This window comes from Streptomyces sp. NPDC091272, from assembly GCF_044757485.1.
Lineage (GTDB): Bacteria > Actinomycetota > Actinomycetes > Streptomycetales > Streptomycetaceae > Streptomyces.
In genome coordinates, this window is record NZ_JBIVVC010000002.1 from 153,962 (window position 1) to 178,820 (window position 24,859).

Sequence of the window (24,859 nt, forward strand, 5' to 3'; positions counted from 1 at the left end):
CGTAACCAGGTGCGCCGGTCCCGCGCGGGATCAGGCGCGTAACCAGGTGCGCCGGTCCCGCGCGGGATCAGGCGCGTAACCAGGTGTGGCGGTCCCGCGCCGAGGCGTAGAGCGATTCGACGTCGGCCGGTTTGAGTACGGAGCCCAGGCGGGCCAGTGCGGTGGCCGCTTCGCCGTCGCGCAGCAGTCGGACGCCGTCCGGGGGCGGGCCGCCCGCGAACCTCCTCGCTCCCGCGACGGCGAGTACCGGGCGTACGGCCGCGGCCAGCGCGAGCGCGGCCCGTTCGGCGTGGTGGGCGGCCCGGCGCAGGTGCGGGGTACTCGCGGGAGCGTCCAGGGCGAACCGTCGGCTCCGGGCGGGGACCGTGTGCACCGCGAGGACACCGGCGGGACCGATCAGGAGGTGGTCGAGTTGGGTGCGGCCCGGGAGGGGGACGGAGTGCAGGATCCGCCAGCCGGCGGGCTCCAGCGCGTCGAGCTCCGCACCGACGCGCTGGAGCGCGGCCAGGGTCGCGCGACGCGGGTCGGCGCGCGAGCGACGAGCCGGCGGCGCCATATCGGCCATGTCCGGCACGTCCGCCACGAGGTGCAGGTGTTCGCCGGGACGGTTGGGGGCCAGGTCGTCGTCCGGGTGGAGGGCGAGGCGCACCAGGTCCGCCGGGGTGGGGACGGGGGCGGCCCGACGCTGAGGGGGCCGGTGACGTACGGGGCGAGGGCGGCCAGCACCTCCTCGCGGCAGCTCTCCGCCAGCAGGCTGACGCGGCCGGTGTCCCTGTCGTACCGGGCGACGCTCCGGCCGGAGGGGAGACTCACGTACAGTCGCGCGCCGCCGCTGCCGACGGCCGGTGTGACTCGCAGTGGTTTCATCGTCCATCACCCCCTGCCATGGGAACAGCCGCGAGCCACCGAGGGAACAACTGGGCGTGAACGAATGGCAGTTGGCCGGGGGTCGGCCAGGACCGGACCGCACGACGGAGTCCGGTGGCGGAGAGTGACCGGGGCGGACCGGGCGAGGGGGAGGCGGCGGGAACCCGTCGGGGGCGCCGGACGTTGCACGGGTACGGTCGGGACCAGGCTGGTCGTGGGGCGGGCGCGGGGTCCGTTCCCGGAGAATCGGGGGCACCAAATGATCATCTTCGGCACCAAGGGTTATGTGTACCAGCTGGCGATGCTGATGCTGCTCTGCGGGCAGTGCGGCAACCCGGCGGCGCACACGCTGCGCAAGCGGGTCACCAAGTTCACCCTGTTCTTCGTACCGCTGTTCCCGGTCTCCTCGAAGTACGTCACGCAGTGCACGTTCTGCGGGGCGGAGCGGCGGGTGGAGCGGGCGGAGGCGGAGCGGCTCCAGGCACAGGCGCAGCAGGGCGGGAATCCGGCGTACGGGCAGGGGCCCGGCCAGGGCCCCGGCCAAGGGGCCGGTGGGATGTCGCCGCAGCAGAATCCGTATCAGCAGTGACCCAGCTACTACTCCACTCCAAGATCCGCGAGGTTCACAAGTGGACAATAGGAACTTAGCTCCGCATAAGGTCTATGGGGAGACCGGCCACCCGGTACCCCGTCCGACCGACGACAGCATCTTCTTCGCCGACCTCCTGCAGTAGCGGTCGGCAGGGAGGGGAGTTCTTGTTCCTCCGCCGACCCGACCGACGCGTCGCCCGACCTGACCGGCGCCTCGGCGCCGAGCGACGCGTGGGTCCGGACCGCGGACCGGCCTCCGCCGGCGGGACCGGCTCCGGGACCCGCTCCAGCATCCGTACCCGCCCGGCCGTGGCGGCCCGCGCCGCCGTGCTCGTCGCCGTGGTGTGCGGCGTCGTTCCTGGCTGCGTCCGAGCGGGCGAGCTCAAGAGCGCGGGGCCCGCGCCCACCGCGGTGGGGCCGGTGCGGCTGTGGCCCACGCTGCCTCCCGCGAAGGCCCCGGCCGAGGAATTCGGGATGGCCGAGACGGAGACGGCCAAGGGCATCAAGGTGCCCGGGGGCGATGTGCACAAGGTCGACCCGGTCGCCGTGGTGCGGGCCGAGGCCAACGCCCACCCCAACACCTACAGCGGACCCGACGGGCTCTACGCGGAGACGGTGACCAAGCTCCGCGCCTGCGGCGACAAGCCGCGGGAGTGCCCGGTGCTGCCGCCGTACTACCGCGACCTGACGGGCGACGGCCGAGACGAGCTGATCGTCGGCATCACCATGCCGGGCAGCCAGCTGGCGATCCGCGCCTACCTCGCGGAGAAGGGCGGACTGACCCGGATCATGGGCACGTCGGACGCGGTGATCAGTGTGGCGTTCGCGGGCAAGGACCTGGTGCTACGGGTGCCGGCGGGCATCGCGGGCTACGAGTACCGGACCTCCTGGACCTGGGACGCGCACCAGCACGCGATGCTGCCCACCCAGGACCAGATCGTGCACACAGGCCGGGGAACGCTGCCCAAGCGCCCAGGACCAGCGGCTGCTCAAGGACCGGGGGCCGGACCGTGAAGCGCCTCCGGCTCCGCTTTCCCGCCTGGACCGCCTCGCTGACCTGGAAGGCTCTCGCCTTCCTCACCGTCATGTGCTGCGCCCTCGCCTTCTTCCTCGGCGCCCTCGTCCACGTCTCCGTGACCCACCAGACCGTCGAGCAGGCCCGCGAGAAGGCGCTGGACAAGCTGGGCCGGGCCGCCGAGGCGTACGAGGCGGGGGAGGCGCTGCCGCCCGGCGCCGGGCTCGACCTTCCCGGTATGCCGGCCTCCCTGCGCACCCTCGTCCGCCACGGCGAACACGGCAGCGTCGTGGCGAACGACCTGCAAGGCCGTCCCCGTATGTGGGCCGCCCGCGCCGCCGACGGCCGCGCCCTGGGTGTCGCACTGGACTACCGCTCCAGCGTCGCGACCATCACCGGCCTGGACCGGGCCATCCTCGGCTCCTCCGTCCTGGCGATCGGAGCCACCCTGCTGGTCGGTGCCTTCGCCGTCACCCGTGTCACCCACCGGCTGCACCAGACCGCCCAGGTCGCCCGCCGGATCGACGCGGGCGACCTCGACGCCCGGGTGAACGACCCCCGCAACCGGGACCAGGGCAGGCACCAGGACGAGGTGTCCACCGTTTCCGGCGCCCTCGACACCATGGCCTCCACCCTCCAGGGCAAGCTGCTCAGTGAGCAGCGCTTCACCGCCGACGTGGCGCACGAGCTGCGCACCCCGCTGACCGGGCTGACCGCGGCGGCCGGACTTCTGCCGCCCGGCCGTCCGGCCGAGATGGTGCGGGACCGGGTGGACGCCATGCGCCGGCTGACCGAGGACCTGCTGGAGATCTCCCGGCTCGACTCGGGCAGCGAACAGGTCGAGCTGGACGTCCACCAGCTGGGCCCGCTGGCCGAGCGCGCGGTGCACGCGGGCCTCGCGCCGACCGAGGTCAGGGTCGTGCGGAGCGTGGGTGTGGAGACCGACAGACGCCGGCTGGAGCGGGTGCTGGGCAATCTCGTCGCCAACGCGCACAAGCACGGCCGGGCCCCGGTGGTGCTGACCGTCGACGGGCCGGTGCTCACGGTGCGTGACCACGGACCCGGTTTTCCGGCCTATCTGGTGGAGCACGGACCGCAGCGGTTCCGCACCGAGGCGGGCGGTGGCAGGGGCGGGCACGGCCTCGGTCTGACCATCGCGGTGGGCCAGGCGGAGGTGATCGGGGCGCGGTTGACGTTCGCGAACGCGCCCGACGGAGGGGCGGTCGCGACGCTCACCCTGCCGGAGCGTTCCGGCACACCGCAGGGCTCGACATAGAGTCCGCATAGCAACACAAAGTGACACTTTGCGATCATTAGTGGTCGATTTTAGGGTGAAGCAAGCGAGTTGAGGGCCACGCGCCGTACTGGAGCGCGGCCACTCCTCCCATAGGAGGCAACATGCCCAGCCCGAAGAAGTTCGTCCTGTACGTCGCCGCGGGCGCGCTCACCGCCACCCTCGCCGCGCCGCCTGCCCTGGCGGCCACCCAGACCGGCGCCCCGCAGACCGGAGCCCGGCAGAGCGTCGGCCTGCACCCGGATGCGCCGCGAACTGGTGACAGCGACGACCAGAGCGAGGACCAGCGGGCCCGTGAACGGTGGGTCCGCGACCAGTGGGACTGGGCCGAGGAGCACCGCGACCGGCAGCACCAGGACGACCGGCAGCGGCACACCGAGGGCCGCGTGACCGCGCGGGGCGGCCTGGAGCTCCGCGACAAGCCCACCAGTACCAGCGATGTCATCCGCACCGAGCCCTACGGCGCCACGGTCCACATCTTCTGCCAGACCGTCGGTGACCACGTCGGGGGCAACGACCGCTGGTACCAGCTCACCGACGGCGTATGGGCCTGGGGCTCCGCTCAGCACATCACCCCGAAGAGCGGCCACACCCCCCGCTGGTGCTGAGCCGGCGCCATCCCGCGGCCGGCGCCGCCCCCGCGGCTCGCGCCACCCCCGCGGCCAGGGCCGTTGACGGGGACGCCACTGAGGGGACGGGGTGACGCCCCGCCCCCTCAGTGACATTTACGGACATTCGATACAAACGCTTGCTACGTTGCCGGTCATGACGGACACGCCGACGGGCAGGCCCACAGAACCTCCCCCACCCGACCTCCGGCTCCCCAAGCGGCGGGGCGTCGAACTCTCGCTGCTCGTCGGCGCCGTCCTGATCGCCGTGCTCGGCTACTGCGTCACGGGTTTCGGCAAGACCGGCGGCGCACCGCCCGACGCCCTGAGCTACGGGGCGGGGCTGGGCGTCCTCGCCCTGCTCGCCCACTTCGCGGTCCGCTTCCGCGCCCCGTACGCCGATCCGCTGCTGCTGCCCATCGCGGTCCTGCTCAACGGCATCGGCCTGGTGCTGATCTACCGCCTCGACCTGGAAACCCCCGACGACCAGGCCGCGTTCACCCAGCTGACCTGGTCCACGCTCGGCGTCGCCCTCTTCATCGCGGTCGTCGTCTCGCTCCGCGACCACCGGGTGCTCCAGCGGTACGCGTACCTCTCGTGCGCCGCCGCCCTCGTGCTGATGGTGCTGCCCATCTTCTTCCCCGCGGTCAACGGGGCCAAGATCTGGATCCGGATCGGCGGATTTTCCTTCCAGCCGGGCGAGTTCGCGAAGATCCTGCTCGCCGTCTTCTTCGCCGCCTACCTGGCCGCCAACCGCAACGCCCTCGCCTACACCGGCCGCACCCTCTTCTTCAAACGCCTCCAACTGCCCACCGGCCGGGTACTGGGCCCGATCGTCGCGATCTGGCTGCTGAGTGTCGGCGTCCTGGTCCTGGAGCGGGACCTGGGCACCTCCCTCCTCTTCTTCGGCCTGTTCGTGATCATGCTCTACGTGGCGACCGGCCGGACCGGCTGGATCGCGGTGGGCCTGCTGCTCGCGGCCGTCGGGGCCTACGCGGTGGGCTCGGTCGAACCGCATGTGCACAGCCGGGTGGTCGACTGGCTGGACCCCTTCGCCTCCATCGCGGCGGGGCAGGGGCCCAGCCAACTCGCCCAGTCGCTCTTCGCGTTCGCGGCGGGCGGGATGCTCGGCACCGGCCTCGGCCTCGGCCACTCCATCCTCATCGGGTTCGCCGCGAAGTCGGACTTCATCCTGGCCACCGCGGGCGAAGAGCTCGGCCTGGCCGGGCTCACCGCGCTCTTCCTGCTGTACGCGCTGCTGGTCGCCCGCGGCTACCGGGCGGGGCTCGCGCTGCGCGACCCGTTCGGGCGGCTGCTCGCCATCGGTCTCGCCTCGATCATCGCGCTCCAGGTGTTCGTGATCGCGGGCGGTGTGATGGGGCTGATCCCGCTGACCGGGATGGCGATGCCGTTCCTCGCCCAGGGCGGCTCGTCCGTGGTCACCAACTGGATCATCGTGGCGCTGCTGATCCGGGTCAGCGACTCGGCGCGCCGCCCCCGGCCGACCGCCGCCGAGACGGGTCAGATCGCGGCGGTGTCCGCGGACAGCGTGGCCGGCAACCTTGCCGAACTCGCGAAGGTGCAGCGGAAGCTGGAGGGCAGGAAACCGTGATCCGATACATCCGGCGGGCCGCCGGACTCTGTCTGTTCCTGCTGGTCGCGCTGCTCCTCAACGCCGCCCGTGTCCAGGTCCTCCAGGCCGATTCCCTCGACGACAATCCCGCCAACCGACGTAAGAACATCGTCCGTTACGAGCAGGAGCGCGGGAACATCCTCGTGGACGGCAGGCCGGTCACCGGCTCCAAGGACACCGGGGAGCAGCTCCGCTGGGAACGCACCTACACCCAGGGTCCGTTGTACGCGCCGGTCACCGGTTACGCCTCGCAGACGTACGGCACCGCGCTCATCGAGGCGGCCGAGGACGACGTCCTGTCCGGCACCGACCCGATGCTCGCGCCGTTCCCCTTCTGGGGGGAGATCACCCGGGAGCAGCAGCCGGGCGGGCGGGTGGCGACAACGGTCAAGGCCGCCGCCCAGCAGGCGGCGTACCGGGGCCTCGGTGGCCGGCGTGGCGCGGTGGCGGCGATCGAACCTGCGTCCGGGCGGATCCTCGCGCTGGTCAGCAGCCCTTCGTACGATCCGGGGCAGCTGTCCGGGACGGGTCCCGCGGCCACCGGCGCCTGGGCCGCCCTCAACTCCTCGACCAGCAGGCCGATGCTCAACCGGGCGATCCGCCAGACGTACCCGCCGGGTTCCTCGTTCAAGATCGTGACGGCTGCGGCGGCGCTCGACGCGGGGGTGGTGACGGACGTGGACGCACCGACGGACACCCCCGACCCGTACGTCCTGCCGAACACGACCACCACGCTCCCCAACGAGGCGAGCGGCTGCGAGGACGCCTCGCTGGCGTACGCGATCCGGGTGTCGTGCAACACGGTGATGGCCGGCCTCGGGGTGAAGGTCGGGCTCTCCGGGATGTACGAAGCGGCCGGCCGCTTCGGGTTCAACGACAAGGGGATCGCCATCCCCTCCTGGGTCTCGGTGAGCAACTTCGACAAGGACATGAGCAACGACCAGCTGGCCCTGTCGTCCATCGGTCAGTTCAACACCCGCGCCACCCCGCTCCAGATGGCGATGGTGGCGGCGGCGGTCGCGAACGGCGGGGACCTCAACACGCCGCACCTGGTGGAGAGTACGGCGACTAACTCCGGGAGTGTCATCTCTCAGTCGGCCACCCGCTCCTACCGGCAGGCGATGAATCCGGCGACGGCCGTGCAGCTCCAGAAGATGATGGTCGACGTCGTCGAGAACGGCACCGGGGGCAATGCCGCGATCCCGGGCGTGACCGTCGGCGGCAAGACGGGCACGGCGCAGCACGGCCTGGACAACTCCGGCGTTCCCTATGCCTGGTTCATCTCCTGGGCGCAGAAGCCGGACGCCGGGCAGGCGGCGGTGGCGGTCGCGGTGGTGGTGGAGGACTCGCAGGCGCGCCGCGGGGACATCACGGGTGGCGGGCTCGCGGCGCCCATCGCCAGGTCGGTGATGGAAGCGGTACTGGGAGACTGACCGGAGGGGGTGGCCATGGAGGTGCGGCAGGCGCTGGCGCGGATCACGGAGCTCGATCCCCGGCTGTGCGCGTTCCTGGACGTGTGGCAGGACGCGACGGTGGCCGTCGACGACCCTGAACTGCCGTTGTACGGCATGCCGTTCGCGGTGAAGGGACCTTCCGGTCTGCGTTCGTACGCCGCCCGTCGGCTGATCGCGGCGGGCGCGGTCGCGGTGGGCTCCACGGCGGTGCCGGGCCCGGGTACGTACTGGCAGACCTGGGGCATGGGGGCGCGGGGCCGCACCCGCAACCCGTACCGCGCCGACCGTACCCCCGGCGGTTCGTCCGCGGGCGCCGCGGTGGCCGTCGCGGCCGGGATGGTCCCGTTGGCCACCGGGACCGACGGGGCGGGCTCGGTACGGATCCCGGCCGCCTGGTGCGGGGTGTTCGGGCTGCGCACGACGCGTGGCCTGCTGCCGTCACCGGACCGCACGGGGCTGGCGACCGCCGGGGTGCTGGGCCGCTCGGCGGCGGAACTCCAGGCGTATCTGCGCTGCGTGGTGGACGGCTACGAACCGGTGGCCGAGCGGCCCGTGAGCGCGGTGTGGTCCGCCGACCTGGGGTTCGCGGCGGGCCCCGACCTCGATCCGGAGGTGGTGGCGGTGGCCAGGGGCGCGGCGGAGCGGTTGCTGACGCTCACGGACGCCCCCGAGGGTTTCGCCCTGCTGGACCCGAAGGAGGAGTGGGCGGCGATCCGGGGCGGTGCCCGGCCGGGCGGCGTGGCGGCGGAGAACACGTCCCGGCTCGCTCAGCTCTTCACCCGTACCGCACTGCTGGCGACGCCCACCACGCCCTTCGCGCCGCACGGCCACGATGGGCCGGGCGGACGGTTCTCCACCGCGCTCACCTGGGCCTTCAACGTGAGCGGGCATCCGGCGCTGAGCATCCCCGCGGGGTTCACCCGGGACGGCCTGCCGGTGGGGCTGCAACTCGTCTCGGACCTCGGCACGGAGGCCTTGCTGGCTCGGGCGGCGGCCTGCGTGACGCCCTGGGTCAGCGGCGGCGGTCGACGGCCGTGAGGTCGATGTCGACGGGGAACGGGACGGAGAGCTTGAGCCGGTCGTGGAAGATGCCCGCGGCCCCGTAGCCGTGGGTCGCCGGGTCGAGTTCGTAGACGTAGACGACGGGCAGGCCGTGGTTCTCCTCGACGCGCCAGAAGTGCTTGATGCCGGCGGCGGCGTACTTACGGGGCTTGGTCTCGCGGTCGCGGTCGGTGGGCTCCGCCGACACGATCTCGACGGCCAGGATCACGTCGGCCGAGTCGTACCAGGTCTGGGAGGGCCCGGTGCGTGCCGTGTCCGGGACCAGCATGAGGTCCGGCTCGGGGCGGTCCCGTTCCGACAGCTTCGTGGTCATTTCCCGTACGACGTACAGTTCCTCCGGCGCCAGGGTCAGCAAGGCGTTCTCCAGCAGGCGCAGGGTGGCCATGTGGAAGTCGGTCTGCGGACTCATGAAAACAAGGCTCCCGTCGATCAGCTCCGTGTGCGGAGGAAGATTCGGAAGCCGGTCGAGATCGTCGGCCAGCCACCCGCCGACAGGCGGACGGACCCACTCGGTACTCGCGTCCAGCTCGTACTCGCGTGCGGCGCTCATGATTGCTCCCATGGGACGGAGTCTGTCCGACATGGAAAGCGTACCCAGAGTGATTGCCGAATCGCCCCTCGTACGGGTGAGTGACCGGGACGCGTTGACCCCCCGGTGCGCTGGCCCCGGCGTACGGATGATTGCGTGTCTGTCGTACGGGGACGCAGGCTGGACGCGGAGGAATGCTGATGATCGACCCGTTCTGCGACGGGCCCGCCGGAGCGAGCACGGGGTCCGCCCGATGAGCGCCGGGACGCCCCCCGAGGTGGTCGTGTGCGGGGAGGCCATGCTGCTGATGCTGGCCGAGCCCGGGATCCCGCTGGAGCGGGCGGTGGCCTACCGGCGTTCGGTGGCGGGCGCGGAGTCGAACGTGGCGGCCGGGCTGGCCCGGCTGGGGCACCCGGTGCGCTGGCTCGGCCGGGTCGGCGACGATCCGGCGGGCCGGGCGGTGCTCGCGCAGCTGCGGGCCGAGGGGATCGACACGTCGTACGCGGCCGTCGACCCGGAGGCGCCGACGGGCCTGCTGCTGCGGGACAGCCATCCGGCGCGGGGCATCGACGTGCAGTACTACCGCTCGGGCTCGGCCGCGTCCCGGCTGTCGGCCGAGGAGCTGACGGCCGCGATGCTGGAGGGGGCCAGGATCCTGCACGTCACCGGCATCACACCGATGCTGTCGGACTCCGCGCACCGGGCGACGCTCCGGCTGTTCGACCTGGCGGAGGCGGCGGGCGTGCGGATCTCCTTCGATCCGAACGTACGGCTGAAGCTGGGCGGCCCGGAGCGCTGGCGCGCGGTCGTCGCCCCGCTGCTGGCACGGGCGGACGTCGTGCTGGCGGGCGAGGACGAGCTGGAAGTGCTGGGGATACGGGGCGGGGCGGCCGAGGTGCTGGCCTCGGGGCCGGGCACCGTGGTGGTCAAGCACCGTGACAAGTCCGCCGGTTGCCTTCGTACGGACGGCAGTTGGAGCCACCGTGCCTTCTCCGTCCCGGTGACGGACCCGGTCGGGGCGGGGGACGCCTTCGCCGCCGGGTTCCTGTCCGGGCTGCTGCGGCGGGCCCCCTACGAGACCTGTCTGCGCGAGGCGGCGGCGGTGGCCGCGCTGGTGGTGCAGTGCGCCACCGACACCGACGGACTGCCGGACCGGCGCGACCTGGACCGGGCGCTGGCGTCGTTCGGCGGGGACGCCGAGACCGTGAACCGCTGAACACCCTTTGCCTGAGGAGCAGTTGACATGATGTACCGCTGGGACCTCGTACGCGCCGTCACCGAGCAGCGTGTCTTCGGCATCGTCCGCAGCCAGAACCCCGAAGCCGCGGTGGCCGCGGCCGACGCGGTGCTCGACGCCGGGCTGCACGCCGTGGAGGTCGCCCTGACGACGCCGCGCGCGCTGACCGCGGTGGCCCACCTCGCCGAGAGCCGGCCCGGCGCGCTGATCGGCGCGGGCACCGTCATCGACGGGGCCGCGGCCCGCGCGGCCGTGGAGGCGGGGGCCAGGTTCCTCGTGTCGCCGAGCCTGCACCCCGAGGTGATCCGCACCGGGCACCGGTACGGCGTGCCGGTCTTCCCCGGTGTCGTGACGCCCACGGAGATGGTGCGGGCGCTGGAGGAGGGGGCCGACGGTCTGAAGCTGTTCCCCGCCTCCACGGTCTCCCCCTCCTGGCTGCGGGACGTGCGCGCGGCGCTGCCGCAGGCCCCGGTGATCCCCACCGGCGGGGTCACCGTCGAGAACGCCCCGGAGTGGATCGCGGCCGGTGCGGTGGCCTGCGGCATGGGCTCGGCGCTGACGTCGGGCGGTGCCGAGGAGGCGGGCGCCCGGGTGCGCACGCTGCTCGACCGCCTCACCCGGGCCGCGACCGGCTGACGCCCCCGGGGCCTCTCGTCCGGATCGTGCCGGGCCGACCCGGACGGAGGACCCTACGTGGCCGCGGCCCCGCCGTCCGCGATCGCGGTCCGTACCTCGTCCACCCTCGCCTGCTCCTCGGCCGCGAACCGCTCCCGGTCGAGCTGTTCGGCGATCTCCTCGTCCTGGGTCATCAGCAGGTCGAGGTTGGAGTCGCCGAGCTCGAAGACGCCCATGTCGACGTACGCCTTCTGCAGGCGTTCGCCCCACAGCCCGATGTCCTTGACGCAGGGGACGATGCGGCTGAAGAGGAGCTTGCGGAAGAGGTGCAGGAACTCGGACTGCTCGCTGAGTTCGTGCGCCTCCTGGCGGGGGATGCCGAAGTTCTCCAGGACCTCCACACCGCGCAGCCGGTCGCGCATCAGGTAGCAGCCCTCGATGACGAAGTCCTCGCGCTCCTTGCGTTCGGCGTCGCTCAGCTGCTTGTAGTAGTCGCGCAGCGCCATCCGGCCGAAGGCGACATGGCGGGCCTCGTCCTGCATGACGTACGCGAGGATCTGCTTGGGCAGCGGCTTGTTCGTGGTGTCGCGGATCATGCCGAACGCGGCGAGGGCGAGTCCCTCGATGAGGACCTGCATCCCGAGGTAGGGCATGTCCCAGCGGGAGTCCCGCAGGGTGTCCCCCAACAGCCCCTGGAGGCTGTCGTTGACGGGGTAGAGCATGCCGATCTTCTCGTGCAGGAAGCGGCTGTAGATCTCGGCGTGCCTGGCCTCGTCCATGGTCTGGGTCGCGGAGTAGAACTTCGCGTCCAGGTCGGGGACCGACTCCACGATCCGCGCGGCGCAGACCATCGCGCCCTGTTCGCCGTGCAGGAACTGGCTGAACTGCCAGGCCGTGTAGTGCCGGCGCAGATCGCCCTTGTCCTTGTCGGTCATGCGGTCCCAGTAGCGGGTCCCGTAGAGGTTCAGGGACTCGTCGGGGGTGCCGAGGGGGTCCTGCGGATCGACCTCCAGGGACCAGTCGATGCGGGTGGCGCCGTCCCACTGCTTGTCCTTGCCCTTCTGGTAGAGGGCGAGGAGACGGTCGCGGCCCTCGTCGTACTCCCAGCTGAAACGGGCCTGCCCGGTGGCGGGTATCTGCCAGATCGACTCGGACGGGGTGTTCGTGTAGAGCTCGTGCGTCGACATCGACGCCCCTTTCGCATCCCCAACAGTGCTGTGCGTGCGCTTACTTGGCAGGCTCACACGTGGGTAGACGCACGGTCAACAAGGACGCCAACAAGTCCCGTACAAGGGATTGACGCCCTTGCTGACAAGGAGTCTCATAAGGAGTGACCCCCGGTAACCCGGGAATCCCGGATTCTCCGACCACGAGGTGCTCCGATCATGACGACCGCCCCGGCAAGGACCACGGCCGAGCCGACCGAGACCGACTTCACCGCCCTCCGCGACGCGCTCGGGATGCTGAAGGACCGCGAGCAGGTGGCGATGCGTCTTCTGGAGTCGTCCGCCAAGCACTCCTTCGACCCCGACACGGAACTCGACTGGGACGCCCCCGCCGACGAGGGCAAGTGGTACTGGCCGCCGGAGCTGGTGTCCCTCTACGACACCCCGATGTGGAAGAAGATGTCCGAGGACCGGCGGATGGAGCTGGCCAGGCACGAGGCCGCGGCCATCGCCTCGCTCGGCATCTGGTTCGAGATCATCCTGATGCAGCTGCTGGTCCGGCACATCTACGACAAGTCCGTGACCAGCAACCACGTCCGCTACGCGCTCACCGAGATAGCCGACGAGTGCCGGCACTCGATGATGTTCGCGAAGATGATCCAGAAGGGCGGTGCGCCGAGCTACCCGATCCCCCGGGTCTACCACAACCTCGCGCGCGTCCTGAAGACCGTCTCGACGACCCCCGGCTCCTTCGCCGCCACCCTCCTCGGCGAGGAGATCCTCGACTGGATGCAGCGGCTGACCTTCCCGGACGAGCGCATCCAGACGCTGGTGCGCGGTGTGACCCGTATCCACGTCATCGAGGAGGCCCGCCACGTCCGGTACGCCCGCGAGGAGTTGCGCCGCCAGATGGTGACGGCCCCGCGCTGGGAGCAGGAGTTCACCCGGCTGAGCTGCGGCGAGGCCGCACGCGTCTTCTCCACCTGCTTCATCAACCCCAAGGTGTACGAGAACGTGGGCCTGGACCGCCGCGAGGCCGTCGCCCAGGTGAAGGCGAGCGGCCACCGCACCGAGGTCATGCAGAACGGCGCCAAGCGGCTGACCGACTTCCTCGACGACATCGGCGTGCTGCGCGGTCCTGGCCGCCGGCTCTGGGTGAGCTCGGGCCTGCTGGCCCGCTGACCTTCCTCCGGGCGCGGGCCCGGTTACGCTGCGGAACATGACCACCGCAGCGTCCTCCCCCGCGTACCGTCGCCTCAGTGTGGAACAGCGCCGCGTCCAGCTCATCGACGCGGCGCTGTCGCTGTTCGCGCACCGGTCGCCGAAGGACGTCTCGCTCGACGACGTGGCGGAGGCGGCCGGGGTGTCCCGCCCACTGGTCTACCGCTACTTCCCCGGGGGCAAGGTCCAGCTCTACGAGGCCGCCCTCGGCTCGGCCGCCGACGAGCTCAAGCTCTGCTTCGCCGAGCCGCAGCACGGTCCCCTCACCGAACGTCTCGCCAGCGCCCTGGACCGCTACCTCGCCTTCGTGGACACCCACGACGCCGGTTTCAGCGCCCTGCTCCAGGGCGGCAGCGTCGTCGAGACGTCCCGTACGAGCGCCACCGTCGACGGTGTGCGGCGGGCCGCCGCCGAGCAGGTCCTGCTCCACCTGGGCATGACGGACAGCGCGGGCCCGAGGCTGCGCATGATGGTCCGCACCTGGATCTCGGCCGTCGAGGCCGCCTCGCTGATCTGGCTCGACGAGGGCAAGCAACCCCCGCTGCCCGAGCTCCGCGCCTGGCTGGTCGACCACTTCATGGCCCTGCTCATCGCCACCGCGACCACCGACCCCCGGACGGCGGCCGGCACCCGCGAGGCGCTCGCCCTGGAGAGCGCCGACGGCGCTGCCGGTGCGCTGGCCCGCCGGGTGGTGCCGGTCCTCGCGGACGCCGCTCATCTGCTGTGACACTGGTCCCGTGAGAAGCGAGAAGACTCCCTTTGTCGGTGGGCCGCTGGACGGCCGGGTGCTGGACGTCCTGACCGGGGCGACCGGGAACCCGCCCAAGTGGTACGAGGTGCCGGTGCCCGGGGCGAACGGCGGGGCGACGGTGGTGCACGCCTACGAGCGGCAGCCGGCCGGGTACGGCAAGCGGCTCGGGCTGCAGCGGGGTTGGAAGTACGTGTACGTACCGCAGGGGCGGGAGCCGTGGAGCCCGAAGTGGCCGTGGTCGAGGAACACACCCGCACCCGGTGCCACGTCCACCCGCCACGCCGGGGGCGACACCTCTTCGCCCGGTAAGGATGACTGAACTGCGCCGTCCCGCCCACCCGCCGGGCTGACGGGCCGTCATGACCGCACCATCGGGCTGAGCCGGGCGTATCGCCCGGCGACGGTACCGGAGGTGATGGTGTGACAGGACGGTTCAGGACCGCCGTGGTGATCGCGGCGGCGGCGACGGTGTTGGCGACCAGCACGGCGGGCAGCGCGTACGCCGTACCGGACGATCCGTTCGGCGGCCCGGTGAACGGGGCGGGGCCCGAGGCCGGGCCCGAGGCGGCCGGCGGGGTGGGGAAGCTGCTCACCGACCTGCGGAAGCTGTACCAGGAGACCGAGGAGGCCAGCGAGGCCTTCAACGCCACCGAGGAGAAGCTGAAGGCCGCGCGCCTTCAAGTGACGCGCCTGAACACCGAGTTGGGCAAGGCCCGGGTCACCCTCGCCGACGGCAGGCGGGCGGCCGGACAGCTCGCCAGGGAGCAGTACAAGGGGCGCGGGGACTACGCGTACTCCTCGTTCGTACGGCTGCTGACGTCGAGCGATCCCGAGCACGCGCTGATGCAGGGCCACGCCCTGCGCCGGGCGGCGGCGGACCGCGCGGTGAAGGTGGCGCGGCTGGCCGCCGGCGAGAAGCGGGCGGACGGGCTCGCGACCGAGGCTCGGGCCTCGCTCGACACCCAGCAGACCCTCGCCGCGCAGCAGAAGAAGGCGCGGGACGGTGTCCAGGCCAGGCTGCGGCAGGTCGAGGCGGCGCTGGCGGGCCTGTCGAGCGACCAACTGGGCGAGCTCGCGGCGCTGGAGACCCGCTCGGTGGACCGCGCGCAGCAGACCCTGATCGGCTCGGGGGCCCTCGGACCCGGTGGCGTACGGGCCGCACGCACGCCGTCGCGGGAGGGCGCGCGGGCTCTGGAGTACGCGGTCCAACAGCTCGGGAAGCCGTACGAGTGGGGGGCCGAGGGGCCGGATTCCTTCGACTGTTCCGGGCTCACGCAGCAGGCGTGGGCGGCGGCGGGGCGGACCGTTCCGCGCACCAGCCAGGAGCAGTGGCAGGAGCTGCGGCGCGTGCCGCTGTCCGCGCTGCGCCCCGGCGACCTGGTGGTCTACTTCCCCAAGGCCACCCATGTGGCCATCTACCTCGGGAACGGCCAGGTCGTGCAGGCGCCGCGCCCCGGTGCGCGTGTGAAGGTGTCACCGATCGCGTCGAACCCGCTCCTGGGCGCCGTACGCCCGGACCCCGACCTCGCCTCGCTCGCCTCCTACACCCCGCCGGACCTGCCGACGGGGCGCGCGGAGGAGGGCAACGAGTCCGACGAGGGCTACTCCTCGCAGACCGCCCCCGAACCGGCGTAGGCGATCCGGGCGCCCGCTCAGGCCTGACCGGTCACCGATGCCAGGTACGCGTTCGTCTTCTCCGGTTCGTAGAAGAAGTTCTCGAAGTCGGCCGGGTCGTTGAAGCCGTTGGCGAAGCGCTCGGCCACCGGCGGGAGTTCGGAGGCGGCCCCGATCAGGTTGAGGACGTGCTCCGGCGGGACGCCCAGCATGGCGTTGGTCCACTTGGTGACGTGCTGGGCGGTGTCCCAGTAGCGGTCGAAGGTGCGCTGCATCCATGCCTCGTCGAAGGCGTCCTCACCCTGCTCGACGATCGAGTCGAGGTAGGAGGCGGCGCACTTGGAGGCCGAGTTGGAGCCCTGGCCGGTGATCGGGTCGTTGGCGACCACCACGTCCGCGACGCCGAGCACGGCGCCGCCGCCCGGGAGGCGGCCGATCGGGTTGCGGACCGTGGGGGCGTAGCGGCCGGAGAGCGTGCCGCCCGCGTCCGTGAGTTCCACGTGGGTGGCGCGGGCGTACTCCCAGGGCAGGAACTTCTCCATCAGCTCCAGGGTGAGGGAGAGGTGCTCCGCCGGGTCCTTGACGCCCTTGAAGGCGTCGACGGGGCCGCCGGGGATGCCCTCCCAGAAGAGGATGTCCGCGCGGCCCGACGTGGTGAGGGTCGGCATGACGAACAGCTCGCCGACGCCCGGCACCAGGTTGCAGCGGACCGCGTCGAAGTCGGGGTGCTCGGGGCGCGGGCCCATGCCGTGCACGTACGCGACGGCGAGCGCGCGCTGCGGGGCGTCGTACGGGGAGCGGGACGCGTCCCGGCCGAACAGCTGGACCAGCTCGCCCTTGCCCGCGCTGACCAGTACCAGGTCGTACGTACGGGCGAAGAAGTCCAGGTCGGAGACTGCCGCGCCGTGGATGACGAGCTGGCCGCCGCGCTGGGCGAAGGTGTCCATCCAGCCGGCCATCTTCACCCGCTGGTCGACGGACTGGGCGTATCCGTCGAGCTTGCCGACCCAGTCGACCGGACGGGAGGCGTCCGGGGCCGCGACGGAGACGCCGACGCCCTCGATGCGCGGGGCCTGGGACTCCCAGAAGTTCAGCCGGAGGTCCCGCTCGTGCTGGAGGGCGGTGTGGAACATGCACTGCGTCGACATGACCTTGCCCGCCCGGATCTCGTCGGGCGTGCGGTTGGACATCAGGGTGACTTCGTAGCCCTTGGACTGCAGGCCCAGGGCGAGCTGGAGGCCGGACTGGCCGGCTCCGACTATGAGGATCTTCCGCATGGGGTGGGTGGCTCTTTCACTCAGCGAACAGACTTCAGACGGGGGTGGCGTCCAGGGCGTGGGCGACCACGCCCAGGAGGGTCTCGACGACCGAGATGCGACTGCGTGCGTCCATGATGACGACGGGCACCTGCGGGGGCACCGACAGTGCCTCGCGGACGTCCTCGCTCTCGTAACGCTCGGTGCCCTCGAAGTGGTTGACGGCCACGATGTACGGCAGGCCGCAGCTCTCGAAGTAGTCGAGCGCCGGGAAGCAGTCGCCGAGGCGGCGGGTGTCGGCGAGCACGATCGCGCCTATCGCGCCGCGCACCAGGTCGTCCCACATGAACCAGAACCGCTGCTGGCCCGGCGTGCCGAACACATACAGGACGAGGTCGTCGTCGAGCGTGATCCGGCCGAAGTCCATGGCCACCGTCGTGGTGGTCTTCTCCGGTGTCGCGGAGAGGTCGTCGGTGTCCTCGCTCGCGGTGGTCATCACCGCTTCGGTCCTCAGCGGGGTGATCTCGGAGACCGAACCGACGAAGGTGGTCTTGCCCACGCCGAAGCCGCCCGCGACCACGATCTTGGTGGCGGTGGGCGCCCTGGTGTGGTCCAGCTGCCAGGCGGGGGCCGCCCGTTCGGCGACGGCGGCCTGTCCGTCGGCGCCGGCGACGGGGCGGGTGGTGGTGGTGGTGGGGACGGTGGTGGGGACGGCCTCAGAGGCGACGGAGCCCATTCAGGACCCTTTCCAGCAGTGCGCGATCGGGGCGGCCGGCGCCGTGGCCGGTTCCGTACACGCGGATCTTTCCCTGGTCGGCCAGGTCGCTCAGCAGCACCCGGACCACACCCAGCGGCATCTTCAGCAGGGCCGCGACCTCGGCGACCGTACGCATCCTGCGGCACAGCTCGACGATGGCCTGCATCTCGGGGCCGACCCGGTTGCCCGGGGTGCGCCCGGTCAGTTCCGGGCGCTCGGGCGAGGCCTCGATAGCAGGCGTGTCGAGGGCCGCCACGAACGTCTCCACCAGCAGGACGTGCGTGAAACGCGTCCGGCCCCCGGTGAGGGAGTACGGGCGGACGCGGGCGGGACGGCGGCCCTCGCCGCGTATCGGCAGGCGGGACGGCGCCAGGAGAGAGCTCTGCGGGTTCAACTGGCACTCTCCATCGATTTGCGCAGCTCACTGCGGAGTTCGGGAGTCAGGACGTGTCCGGCACGGCCCACGAAGAGCGCCATGTGGTACGCGACGATGCTCATGTCGCAGTCGGGGGCGGCGTGCACGCCGAGCAGCGAGCCGTCGCTGATCGACATCACGAAGAGGCTGCCGTACTCCATGGCGACCATCGTCTGCTTGACCCCGCCGCCCTCCATCAGCTGGGCGGCCCCGACGGTCAGGGAGCCGAGGCCCGAGACGATGGTGGCGAGATCGGCACTGGAGCCCTTGGGTCCGACCGGCATCGGCGCGGGGTCCGCCGGCATGTGGTCCGGGTCCGAGGACAGCAGGAGCAGGCCGTCGGACGACACGACGGCGACCGAGACCAGGCCGGGCACCTCCTCGACCAGATTGCTCAACAGCCAGTGCAGATTACGGGCTTCGTTGCTCAGCCCGTATGTGATCGGCGCGGTCAACTGCGTGCCTCCTCGACGGTGTCCCCCTCGGTGTCGGTCCGGTTGGTCCTGTCGGTACTGGTCTGGACACCCGGTCCCCCGGTTGCCCCGTCTACCCCGTGATCCTCGTTGTTACCACTGTTCGCGATCTCCGCCTCGACGTCGCGCCTGCCGTTCTTGGCGCCCAGGTGGAATCCGCCCAGGCGACGGCGGAGCGCGTCGGCGTCCACCCCGCCGGATCGCTGCGGCGTGGCGTCGGCCGCCGGCTTGACGACCTTGGGGGTGCGCTTGGGCAGCCCCTTGTCGGTGAGACGCGGAGTGGTCGGCTCCGGGTCTGCGGGGGCGGGGGCGGGGGCCTGAGCGGGTACGGGATCGGGATCGGGCCCGGGTACGGGCTCCGGCGCGGGCTCGGGTGCCGGCCGGGGCAGGCGGATCTCGCGGGTGGGCTGGTCGGCCTCACCCTGCGTGTTCGCCGATGCTGTGGCCTCTGCCGCCTCCGGCGCGTCTGTTGCGTCCACCGCGCCGGTGGTCTCTGCGGCCTCCGCCGCCTCGATCGCCTTTTCGGCGACGGCGATCAGCGGGTCGGTCTCGGGTTCCGGGCGGCCCGCGCGCCCCGGCAGGGCGTTCGAGTTGGCCTCGGCCACCGAACCGGGGAGCTGGTGCACGGGCTCCGACACCAGGGACACGGCGGGCGGTTCGGTCGGCAGCAGTGCCTTGGGCAGGACCACGACCGCCGTGGTGCCGCCCTGCTTCTGCTCGCGCAGCTGGATGCGCACGCCGTGCCGGGCCGCCAGCAGCGCCGCGACCTGAAGGCCGAGGCCCTCGCTCTCTGCGGCCGGGGCGTACGTCGCCGGTTCGGAGAGCCGGGAGTTGAGGTCGGTGAGCCGGTCGGGGGCCATGCCGATGCCCTCGTCCTGGACCGACAGCATGATCTCGCCGCTCTCCAGGAGCCAGGCGGACAGCTGGACATGCGCGTCGGGTGGCGAGAACGAGGTGGCGTTCTCCAGGAGCTCGGCGAGAAGATGACTGAGGTCGTCCGCCGCGAACCCGGCGACCTGCGAATGCGGCGGCAGGGCCTGGAGGGTGACCCGCTCGTACCGCTCGATCTCGCTGATCGACGCGCGCAGCACGTCGACGAGCGGTACGGGGCCGGTGTGCGCGACCCCGTGGTCGGTGCCCGCGAGGACCAGCAGGTTCTCGCCGTGGCGGCGCATCACGGTCGCCATGTGGTCGAGCTTGAAGAGGGTGGCGAGCCGGTCCGGGTCCTGCTCGCGCTCCTCCAGCGTCTCGATGACGGCGAGCTGGCGCTCCACGACGCCCAGGGTGCGCAGCGAGAGCTTGACGAAGGAGGAGTGCACGGTGGACCGCAGCTCCGCCAGCCTGGCCGTGGTCTCCTGTGCGCGGGCCAGCAACTCTGCCTGTTCGGCCAGCAGTTTGCCGTTCTCCGCGGTGAGCGTACGGCGCTGGGCGTCCAGGCTCTCGCGCTGGCCGACCAGGTGGCTGCGGTCGCCGGCGAGCTTCTCGCTGCGGGCGCCGAGGTCGAGCAGCTTGCCGTGCAGGCTGTTGAGGGACCGTACGACCTGGGCGTACTCGTCGTTGCGCCCGGTGTAGCGGACCGGCTCTTCGGTCTCGGGGGCCGCGGCGAGGCGGGCGGCGCCGAGACGCAGCACGGCGAGCGGCTGGGTGAGCGTACGGGCGACCGCGGTGGAGATGCCCACGGCGAGCAGGAAGCAGGCGGCGAGCAGGCCGACACGGAATTCGAGGGCGGAGACGTCGTCGTCGCGCAGGGCGGCGAGGTTCTCGCTCTGCGCGGAGGCGAGGGCGGCCTCGGCGCCGCGCATCCGGTCGACACGTGCGGTGAGCGCCGAATCGACCTTCTCCACGCCCAGCCCGCGGTCGGCGGTGCTCAGGGTGGGCTCGTCGGTGAGGACGTTCAGGTACTGCTCGGCGGTCTTGACCTCGGGGCCGCTGACGGTCGCGGCGAAGGAGTCCCGGTCCTTGGCGGGCGCGGCGACGGCGAACTCGGCGAGGGCGGCCTGCTCCCGCTGCCTGGCCCGCTGCGCGGCGGCGCCGAGGGCGTCCCTGAGCTGCTTGCTGTTGCCGCTCTCGGTCCGTACGTACCGCCCGGTGACCGCGTCGAAGCTGACCGTGGAGGTGCCGCGCGGCACCTGGAGGGCTGCGAGCAGCAGGCCGCGTGAGGCGGCGGCCTGCTCGACCGCGCCACCGAGGGTCGCCGGCGCGGTGCCGGAGCCGCCGGCCCGGGGCGGGGTCTTGCGCGCGAGGTCGCGGGAGAGGCCGCGGAGCTCGTCGAGGGCGGCGGAGTACGCCTTGTGGAGGTCGAGCGGGGTGGCGGCCCCGCTGCCGTCGGCCCTGCCGGCCGCGCGGCGCAGGGCGGGGATCTTCGCGATCGCGGTGCGTACGGAGGCGGGCAGGTCGGCGGCGCCGTGGTCGGTGAGCTCCGCAATCTGGCGGTCGACGCGGGAGGTGCGGTCGGCCTGGGAAGTGCCCTTGTCGCGGCTGTCGCCCTCGCTGCCGCCACCGGCCTGGGGGTTCTCGCCCTGGCCCGCTCCCCCGCCTGCCCCCTGGGCCGCTGCCGTGGAGCTCGCGGCGCGGGCGGTCGCCTCGTCCCGCTCGTCGGCGAGGGAGTGCGCGAGGGCGAGCGCCTGCCGGTTGACCTCGGAGAGGTCCAGGAGGTTCTGCGAGCGGGTCAGCTCGTCGGACGCGGCGACCAGGGAAGGGGCTCCGGCGGCGAGCACGATGATCCCGACGGCCGCGACAGAGGCGACGAGGCGGTTGCGCACGCGCTTGGGACGGCGGGATTCGGTGCCGGTGCTCGTGCCGGTGCCGGTGCTCGTGCCGTTGGGAGATGGGGTCGGGGCCGAGGCCGAGGCCGAGGACAGGCCGGGCGAGGTGCCGGGACCCTCGTTGCTGACGCTGTCGCCCCGAGGCCGCTTGTTCTGCACCGGTGCTCGCATTCTTGTTTCGTCCGCCCAGGGTGGCCGAGGTGACGGCTGCTGCATCTACGTCTGGCACACGCGGACCGAGCGCTCCACCCCCACCCCTGGTTCAGCCTTCGACCATTCCAGCCCCCGGGGAGGGCGGCGTGCATCAACCGCTCCGCCACCCGAACGAGTGAACATCAATCGGGAGTTGGCGAACAACTTCGGTCACGGACCGTCAGCCGCCCGCCCGGTGTGCCGGTTGGAACTTCCGTGCGCGCTTTGGCAGGATGCACCCCCGCAGCTTCCCGGAACAGATCATTCCACCCAAAAGCAAGCAGCTGACCTGCTGGTATGGGCCAATTCGCGCCTCTCGGAACCGGCCGGTGGCGGTCCGGCAGACTGGCGCCATGCGCATCGAACTCGCCACCGCACCCGGAGACCCCGAACGCCCCAACGAGGACTGGACGTCCGTGGCACTGCCTGCGGCGGGGCCGACCGGGCAGGGTGGCACCGTCGTCGTCCTGGACGGGGTGACTCCGCCACCGAGCGAGACGGGCTGCGTGCACTCCGTGCCGTGGTTCACGGCGCGGCTCGGGGGCGCGCTGATCGAATTGTCCGGTTCCCGGCCGGAATTGGCCCTCCCGGAGGTGCTGGCCGAGGCGATCGGCTGGGTCGCGGACGCACACCGGGACACCTGTGACCTTTCTCACGTACGTACGCCTCAGGCAACCGTGGTGATGGTGCGTTGGGATGCGCTGGCGGTCGAGCACCTGGTGCTCTCGGATTCGGCGCTGCTGGTGGAGGGGACGGACGGGACGGTCCGCGCGGTGCTGGACGACCGGCTGGACCGAGTGCCGCGGGAGGCCCTGCGCTCCCACGCGACGGCGGACGCGTACCGGAACACGGAGGGCGGCTTCTTCACGGCGGCGGCGGATCCGGGGGTCGCCCGGCGTGCGGTCACCGGCTCGACCCCACGGGAGGAGGTACGGGCGATCGCGGCCATGACGGACGGGGTGACGCGGTGGGTCGAACTGTTCCGCGCCGGCGACTGGACGGAGTGCGTGGCGCTCCTCCGCAAGGAGGGCACCCAGGCACTGATCGACCGGGTACGGGAGCTGGAACGGGGGGACGGGGGAGCAGGCCGCTGGAAGAGGCATGACGATGCGGCGGTGGTCTACGCGGAGCTGTAGGGGCTGCCGCCGGGGGATGGGGGCGGACGGCGAGCCCCCCCCCCACTCACGCAGGCCGTCGACCTCTGGGGCCCGACCCTGCCCCCACCCCAGCCTCCTTGGGCAGCGGGGCCCCCTCCTTCCCCCCACCTCAGCCTCCTTGGGCAGCGGGGCCGCCCCCCTTTCCCCCCCAGCCCCCTTGGGCAACGGGGCCGCCCCCCTTTCCTCACCCCCCAGCCTCCTTGGGCAGCGGGGCCACCCCCTTTCCCCACCCCCCAGCCTCCTTGGGCAGCGGGGCCGCCCCCCGGGGGCGGGACGGGTGGGCAAGGGGGCGGCCCCTCGCGCGGAGCGCACCCTTCTCGCGTGCCCCCTTGCCGGTGCGTTTCCGTCGCGCGGGCGCGTCGTGGCCGGTCGCGCAGTTCCCCGCGCCCCTATGGGCCGCCCCCTCAACGTGGGAGCGGAGCGTGCGGGCGCGTCCTGGCTGATCGCGCAGTTCCCCGCGCCCCTGGGAGGTGCCCTCTGGGCGTGGGTGTAGGACGTGCGGGCGCGTCGTGGCTGATCGCGCAGTTCCCCGCGCCCCTGGGAGGTGCCCCCCCCCGGGCGTGGGTGGGGACCGCGCGGGCGCGTCGCGGCCGGTCGCGCAGTTCCCCGCGCCCCTATCGGGGCGCCCCCTCGGGGAGGGAGCGGCGCGGGCGGGCGCGGTGGGGGCCGTGTCAGCCCTCCGCGCGGGTGTTCAGTTGGTGGAGGAGGCGGGCCAGTTCCGCCACCTCTCCCCGGTCCCAGTCCGCGAGTTTGCGGACGTAGCTGGCCCGGCGCGCGTCCCGTACGCCGCGGAAGCGTTCGCGGCCCTCCGGGGTCAGCAGGACGAGGGAGGCGCGGCCGTCCGCCGGGTCCGGTTCGCGGGCGACCAGGCCCAGTTCCTCCAACGCCCTCAGCTGCCTGCTCATCGTCGCCTTGCCGACGCCGAACCACGCCGCCAGCTCGGTCGCCCGCTGCCGCTCCACCTCGTCCAGCCGTACCAGAAGTCCGTACGCGGCAGGCTCCAGTTCAGGGTGGACCTCACGGGCCATGTCGCCGGACGAGGCCCGCGCCCTGCGCAGAAAGAGCGCCAACTCCCGTTCCAGCGCGAGGAATTCCTTGTCCACGTGACCTCTCCTGTCGCATACGGACCGCTCCGGCACACTCCGACACGCCCCGAAAACTTTCAGCGGCAGGCATCACCGCAGTTCGCCCAGTATTTCTCAGGTGTGGACCAATGTCGGCACAGAGACCCCCTTCCGCCCCACCGGTCTACGTGCGTAGCTTTCGTTCGGCAAGGCCACTACAGTCGCTTTGTCGATCTTTCGGAGGCACGCAATGCACGTGCTCAGAGCAAGATCCTTGGCCGTGACGGTCGCGGCAGCCGCCGCACTCGCGCTGTCCCTCACCGCGGAGGCCGTGGGCGCGGGGCCCGCTCCCGTCACTCCCCCGCCCGGCTCCGCACACATGGGCATGGGCGTCATCGAGCACGACGGCCAGGGCGGCGGCCTGCCCCCGGCCGCGCCCCGCGCCGTACAGACCGAGGGCGTGGACGTCTCCAGCCACCAGGGCAACGTCAACTGGGCCACCCTGTGGAGCAGCGGGGTCAAGTGGGCGTACGTCAAGGCCACCGAGGGCACCAGCTACAAGAACCCCTACTTCTCCCAGCAGTACAACGGCTCGTACGACAGCGGGATGATCCGCGGGGCCTACCACTTCGCCCTGCCCGACAACTCCGGCGGTGCCGCCCAGGCCACCTACTTCGCGAGCAACGGCGGGGGCTGGTCGCGGGACGGCCGTACCCTGCCCGGCGTGCTGGACATCGAGTGGAACCCCTACGGCGCCCAGTGCTTCGGCAAGACGCAGTCGCAGATGGTCGCCTGGGTACGGGACTTCCTCACCACGTACAAGGCCCGGACCGGGCGCGACGCGGTCATCTACACCGCGACCAGCTGGTGGAAGACCTGTACGGGCAACTACGCGGGCTTCGGCGCGAGCAACCCGCTGTGGGTGGCCCGCTACAACTCCACCGTCGGTGAACTCCCCTCGGGCTGGGGCACGTACACGATGTGGCAGTACACCTCGACGGGCCCCACCGTCGGAGACCACAACAGGTTCAACGGCGCCCTCGACCGCGTGCGCGCCCTCGCCAACGGCTGACGGACGAACGACCGGTGGGGGGAAGCCGCAGGGCCCCCGGCGCACAATGCG

At 72.0% G+C, this 24,859-nt stretch carries 23 protein-coding genes and 1 pseudogene; 15 read left to right on the top strand and 9 right to left on the bottom strand.

The features are described 5' to 3' along the window. Nucleotides 1-67: 67 nt before the first annotated feature. Nucleotides 68-867 (bottom strand): annotated as a pseudogene (locus ACIQM4_RS05505) (nuclease-related domain-containing protein). Nucleotides 868-1,126: 259 nt separating this feature from the next. Here ACIQM4_RS05505 and ACIQM4_RS05510 point away from each other — a divergent pair. From ACIQM4_RS05510 to ACIQM4_RS05540, 7 genes are all read left to right on the top strand, one after another. Then, nucleotides 1,127-1,456 (top strand): zinc-ribbon domain-containing protein, encoded by a 330-nt coding sequence (locus tag ACIQM4_RS05510; RefSeq protein WP_401586442.1) that lies wholly within the window; start codon nt 1,127-1,129, stop codon nt 1,454-1,456. A gap of 311 nt (nt 1,457-1,767) precedes the next feature. Beyond that, entirely contained in the window at nt 1,768-2,472 is a 705-nt protein-coding gene (locus ACIQM4_RS05515; protein WP_401586444.1) for a hypothetical protein, read from the top strand. Further along, on the top strand, nt 2,469-3,749 hold the full coding sequence (locus ACIQM4_RS05520) for an ATP-binding protein (protein WP_401586446.1): 1,281 nt from the start codon (nt 2,469-2,471) through the stop codon (nt 3,747-3,749). Before ACIQM4_RS05515 ends, ACIQM4_RS05520 begins: the two co-directional genes overlap by 4 nt. A 122-nt stretch (nt 3,750-3,871) precedes the next feature. Next, a complete protein-coding gene (locus tag ACIQM4_RS05525) occupies nt 3,872-4,375 on the top strand; it encodes an SH3 domain-containing protein (RefSeq protein ID WP_401586449.1) in 504 nt (167 codons plus the stop codon). Nucleotides 4,376-4,532: 157 nt separating this feature from the next. Next, entirely contained in the window at nt 4,533-5,987 is a 1,455-nt protein-coding gene (locus ACIQM4_RS05530) for an FtsW/RodA/SpoVE family cell cycle protein (protein ID WP_401586452.1), read from the top strand. Next, the gene (locus ACIQM4_RS05535) at nt 5,984-7,441 is read left to right on the top strand and encodes a penicillin-binding transpeptidase domain-containing protein (RefSeq protein ID WP_401586456.1); all 1,458 of its coding nucleotides are present in this window, start codon (nt 5,984-5,986) and stop codon (nt 7,439-7,441) included. The genes ACIQM4_RS05530 and ACIQM4_RS05535 overlap by 4 nt, the downstream gene beginning before the upstream one ends. 15 nt (nt 7,442-7,456) lie before the next feature. After that, entirely contained in the window at nt 7,457-8,500 is a 1,044-nt protein-coding gene (locus ACIQM4_RS05540) for an amidase family protein (RefSeq protein ID WP_401586459.1), read from the top strand. Here ACIQM4_RS05540 and ACIQM4_RS05545 read toward each other — a convergent pair. Next, on the bottom strand, nt 8,475-9,074 hold the full coding sequence (locus ACIQM4_RS05545) for a Uma2 family endonuclease (protein ID WP_401588097.1): 600 nt from the start codon (nt 9,072-9,074) through the stop codon (nt 8,475-8,477). The genes ACIQM4_RS05540 and ACIQM4_RS05545 overlap by 26 nt on opposite strands. A gap of 232 nt (nt 9,075-9,306) precedes the next feature. Here ACIQM4_RS05545 and ACIQM4_RS05550 point away from each other — a divergent pair, with 232 nt between their 5' ends. Continuing rightward, nucleotides 9,307-10,269, top strand: a complete 963-nt coding sequence (locus ACIQM4_RS05550; protein WP_401586462.1) for a sugar kinase — start codon at nt 9,307-9,309, stop codon at nt 10,267-10,269. 30 nt (nt 10,270-10,299) lie between these two features. Continuing rightward, entirely contained in the window at nt 10,300-10,926 is a 627-nt protein-coding gene (locus ACIQM4_RS05555) for a bifunctional 4-hydroxy-2-oxoglutarate aldolase/2-dehydro-3-deoxy-phosphogluconate aldolase (RefSeq protein WP_401588099.1), read from the top strand. A 53-nt stretch (nt 10,927-10,979) separates the two neighbouring features. Here the strand turns inward: ACIQM4_RS05555 and ACIQM4_RS05560 are convergent, their stop codons facing one another. Then, nucleotides 10,980-12,092: a ferritin-like domain-containing protein gene (locus ACIQM4_RS05560; RefSeq protein WP_401586465.1), complete on the bottom strand. Its 1,113-nt coding sequence runs from the start codon at nt 12,090-12,092 to the stop codon at nt 10,980-10,982. Between the two features lie 198 nt (nt 12,093-12,290). Here ACIQM4_RS05560 and ACIQM4_RS05565 point away from each other — a divergent pair, with 198 nt between their 5' ends. The 4 genes from ACIQM4_RS05565 to ACIQM4_RS05580 all read left to right on the top strand — a co-directional run bounded on the left by ACIQM4_RS05565 (nt 12,291) and on the right by ACIQM4_RS05580 (nt 15,678). Continuing rightward, a complete protein-coding gene (locus tag ACIQM4_RS05565; RefSeq protein WP_401586467.1) occupies nt 12,291-13,253 on the top strand; it encodes a diiron oxygenase in 963 nt (320 codons plus the stop codon). Between the two features lie 37 nt (nt 13,254-13,290). Next, nucleotides 13,291-14,019 (top strand): TetR/AcrR family transcriptional regulator, encoded by a 729-nt coding sequence (locus tag ACIQM4_RS05570; RefSeq protein ID WP_401586470.1) that lies wholly within the window; start codon nt 13,291-13,293, stop codon nt 14,017-14,019. A 10-nt stretch (nt 14,020-14,029) separates the two neighbouring features. After that, nucleotides 14,030-14,362, top strand: coding sequence for a hypothetical protein (locus tag ACIQM4_RS05575; RefSeq protein WP_401586472.1), 333 nt, complete (start codon nt 14,030-14,032; stop codon nt 14,360-14,362). A 101-nt stretch (nt 14,363-14,463) separates the two neighbouring features. Beyond that, complete coding sequence (locus ACIQM4_RS05580) at nt 14,464-15,678, top strand: NlpC/P60 family protein (RefSeq protein WP_401586475.1); 1,215 nt, start codon at nt 14,464-14,466, stop codon at nt 15,676-15,678. Between the two features lie 17 nt (nt 15,679-15,695). Here ACIQM4_RS05580 and ACIQM4_RS05585 read toward each other — a convergent pair whose 3' ends face one another. From ACIQM4_RS05585 to ACIQM4_RS05605, 5 genes are read right to left on the bottom strand one after another with little or no spacing between them, the layout of a single operon-like run. After that, complete coding sequence (locus ACIQM4_RS05585) at nt 15,696-16,934, bottom strand: styrene monooxygenase/indole monooxygenase family protein (RefSeq protein WP_401586477.1); 1,239 nt, start codon at nt 16,932-16,934, stop codon at nt 15,696-15,698. Nucleotides 16,935-16,968: 34 nt separating this feature from the next. After that, entirely contained in the window at nt 16,969-17,649 is a 681-nt protein-coding gene (locus ACIQM4_RS05590; protein ID WP_401586480.1) for a GTP-binding protein, read from the bottom strand. Beyond that, nucleotides 17,630-18,064, bottom strand: coding sequence for a DUF742 domain-containing protein (locus tag ACIQM4_RS05595; RefSeq protein WP_401586482.1), 435 nt, complete (start codon nt 18,062-18,064; stop codon nt 17,630-17,632). Before ACIQM4_RS05595 ends, ACIQM4_RS05590 begins: the two co-directional genes overlap by 20 nt. Continuing rightward, nucleotides 18,061-18,540, bottom strand: coding sequence for a roadblock/LC7 domain-containing protein (locus ACIQM4_RS05600; RefSeq protein ID WP_401586485.1), 480 nt, complete (start codon nt 18,538-18,540; stop codon nt 18,061-18,063). Before ACIQM4_RS05600 ends, ACIQM4_RS05595 begins: the two co-directional genes overlap by 4 nt. Next, nucleotides 18,537-21,494 (bottom strand): nitrate- and nitrite sensing domain-containing protein, encoded by a 2,958-nt coding sequence (locus tag ACIQM4_RS05605; RefSeq protein WP_401586488.1) that lies wholly within the window; start codon nt 21,492-21,494, stop codon nt 18,537-18,539. The genes ACIQM4_RS05600 and ACIQM4_RS05605 overlap by 4 nt, the downstream gene beginning before the upstream one ends. A gap of 374 nt (nt 21,495-21,868) precedes the next feature. On the opposite strand from ACIQM4_RS05605, the gene ACIQM4_RS05610 reads away from it, so the two are divergent. Beyond that, nucleotides 21,869-22,651 carry a hypothetical protein gene (locus ACIQM4_RS05610; protein WP_401586490.1) on the top strand — a complete coding sequence of 261 codons (783 nt, stop codon included), beginning with the start codon at nt 21,869-21,871 and terminating at the stop codon, nt 22,649-22,651. A 692-nt stretch (nt 22,652-23,343) separates the two neighbouring features. Here the strand turns inward: ACIQM4_RS05610 and ACIQM4_RS05615 are convergent. Next, on the bottom strand, nt 23,344-23,775 hold the full coding sequence (locus tag ACIQM4_RS05615) for a MarR family winged helix-turn-helix transcriptional regulator (protein ID WP_401586492.1): 432 nt from the start codon (nt 23,773-23,775) through the stop codon (nt 23,344-23,346). A 211-nt stretch (nt 23,776-23,986) separates the two neighbouring features. Between ACIQM4_RS05615 and ACIQM4_RS05620 the strand changes: the two genes are divergently transcribed. Next, complete coding sequence (locus ACIQM4_RS05620) at nt 23,987-24,808, top strand: lysozyme (protein ID WP_401586494.1); 822 nt, start codon at nt 23,987-23,989, stop codon at nt 24,806-24,808. Nucleotides 24,809-24,859: the final 51 nt, after the last annotated feature.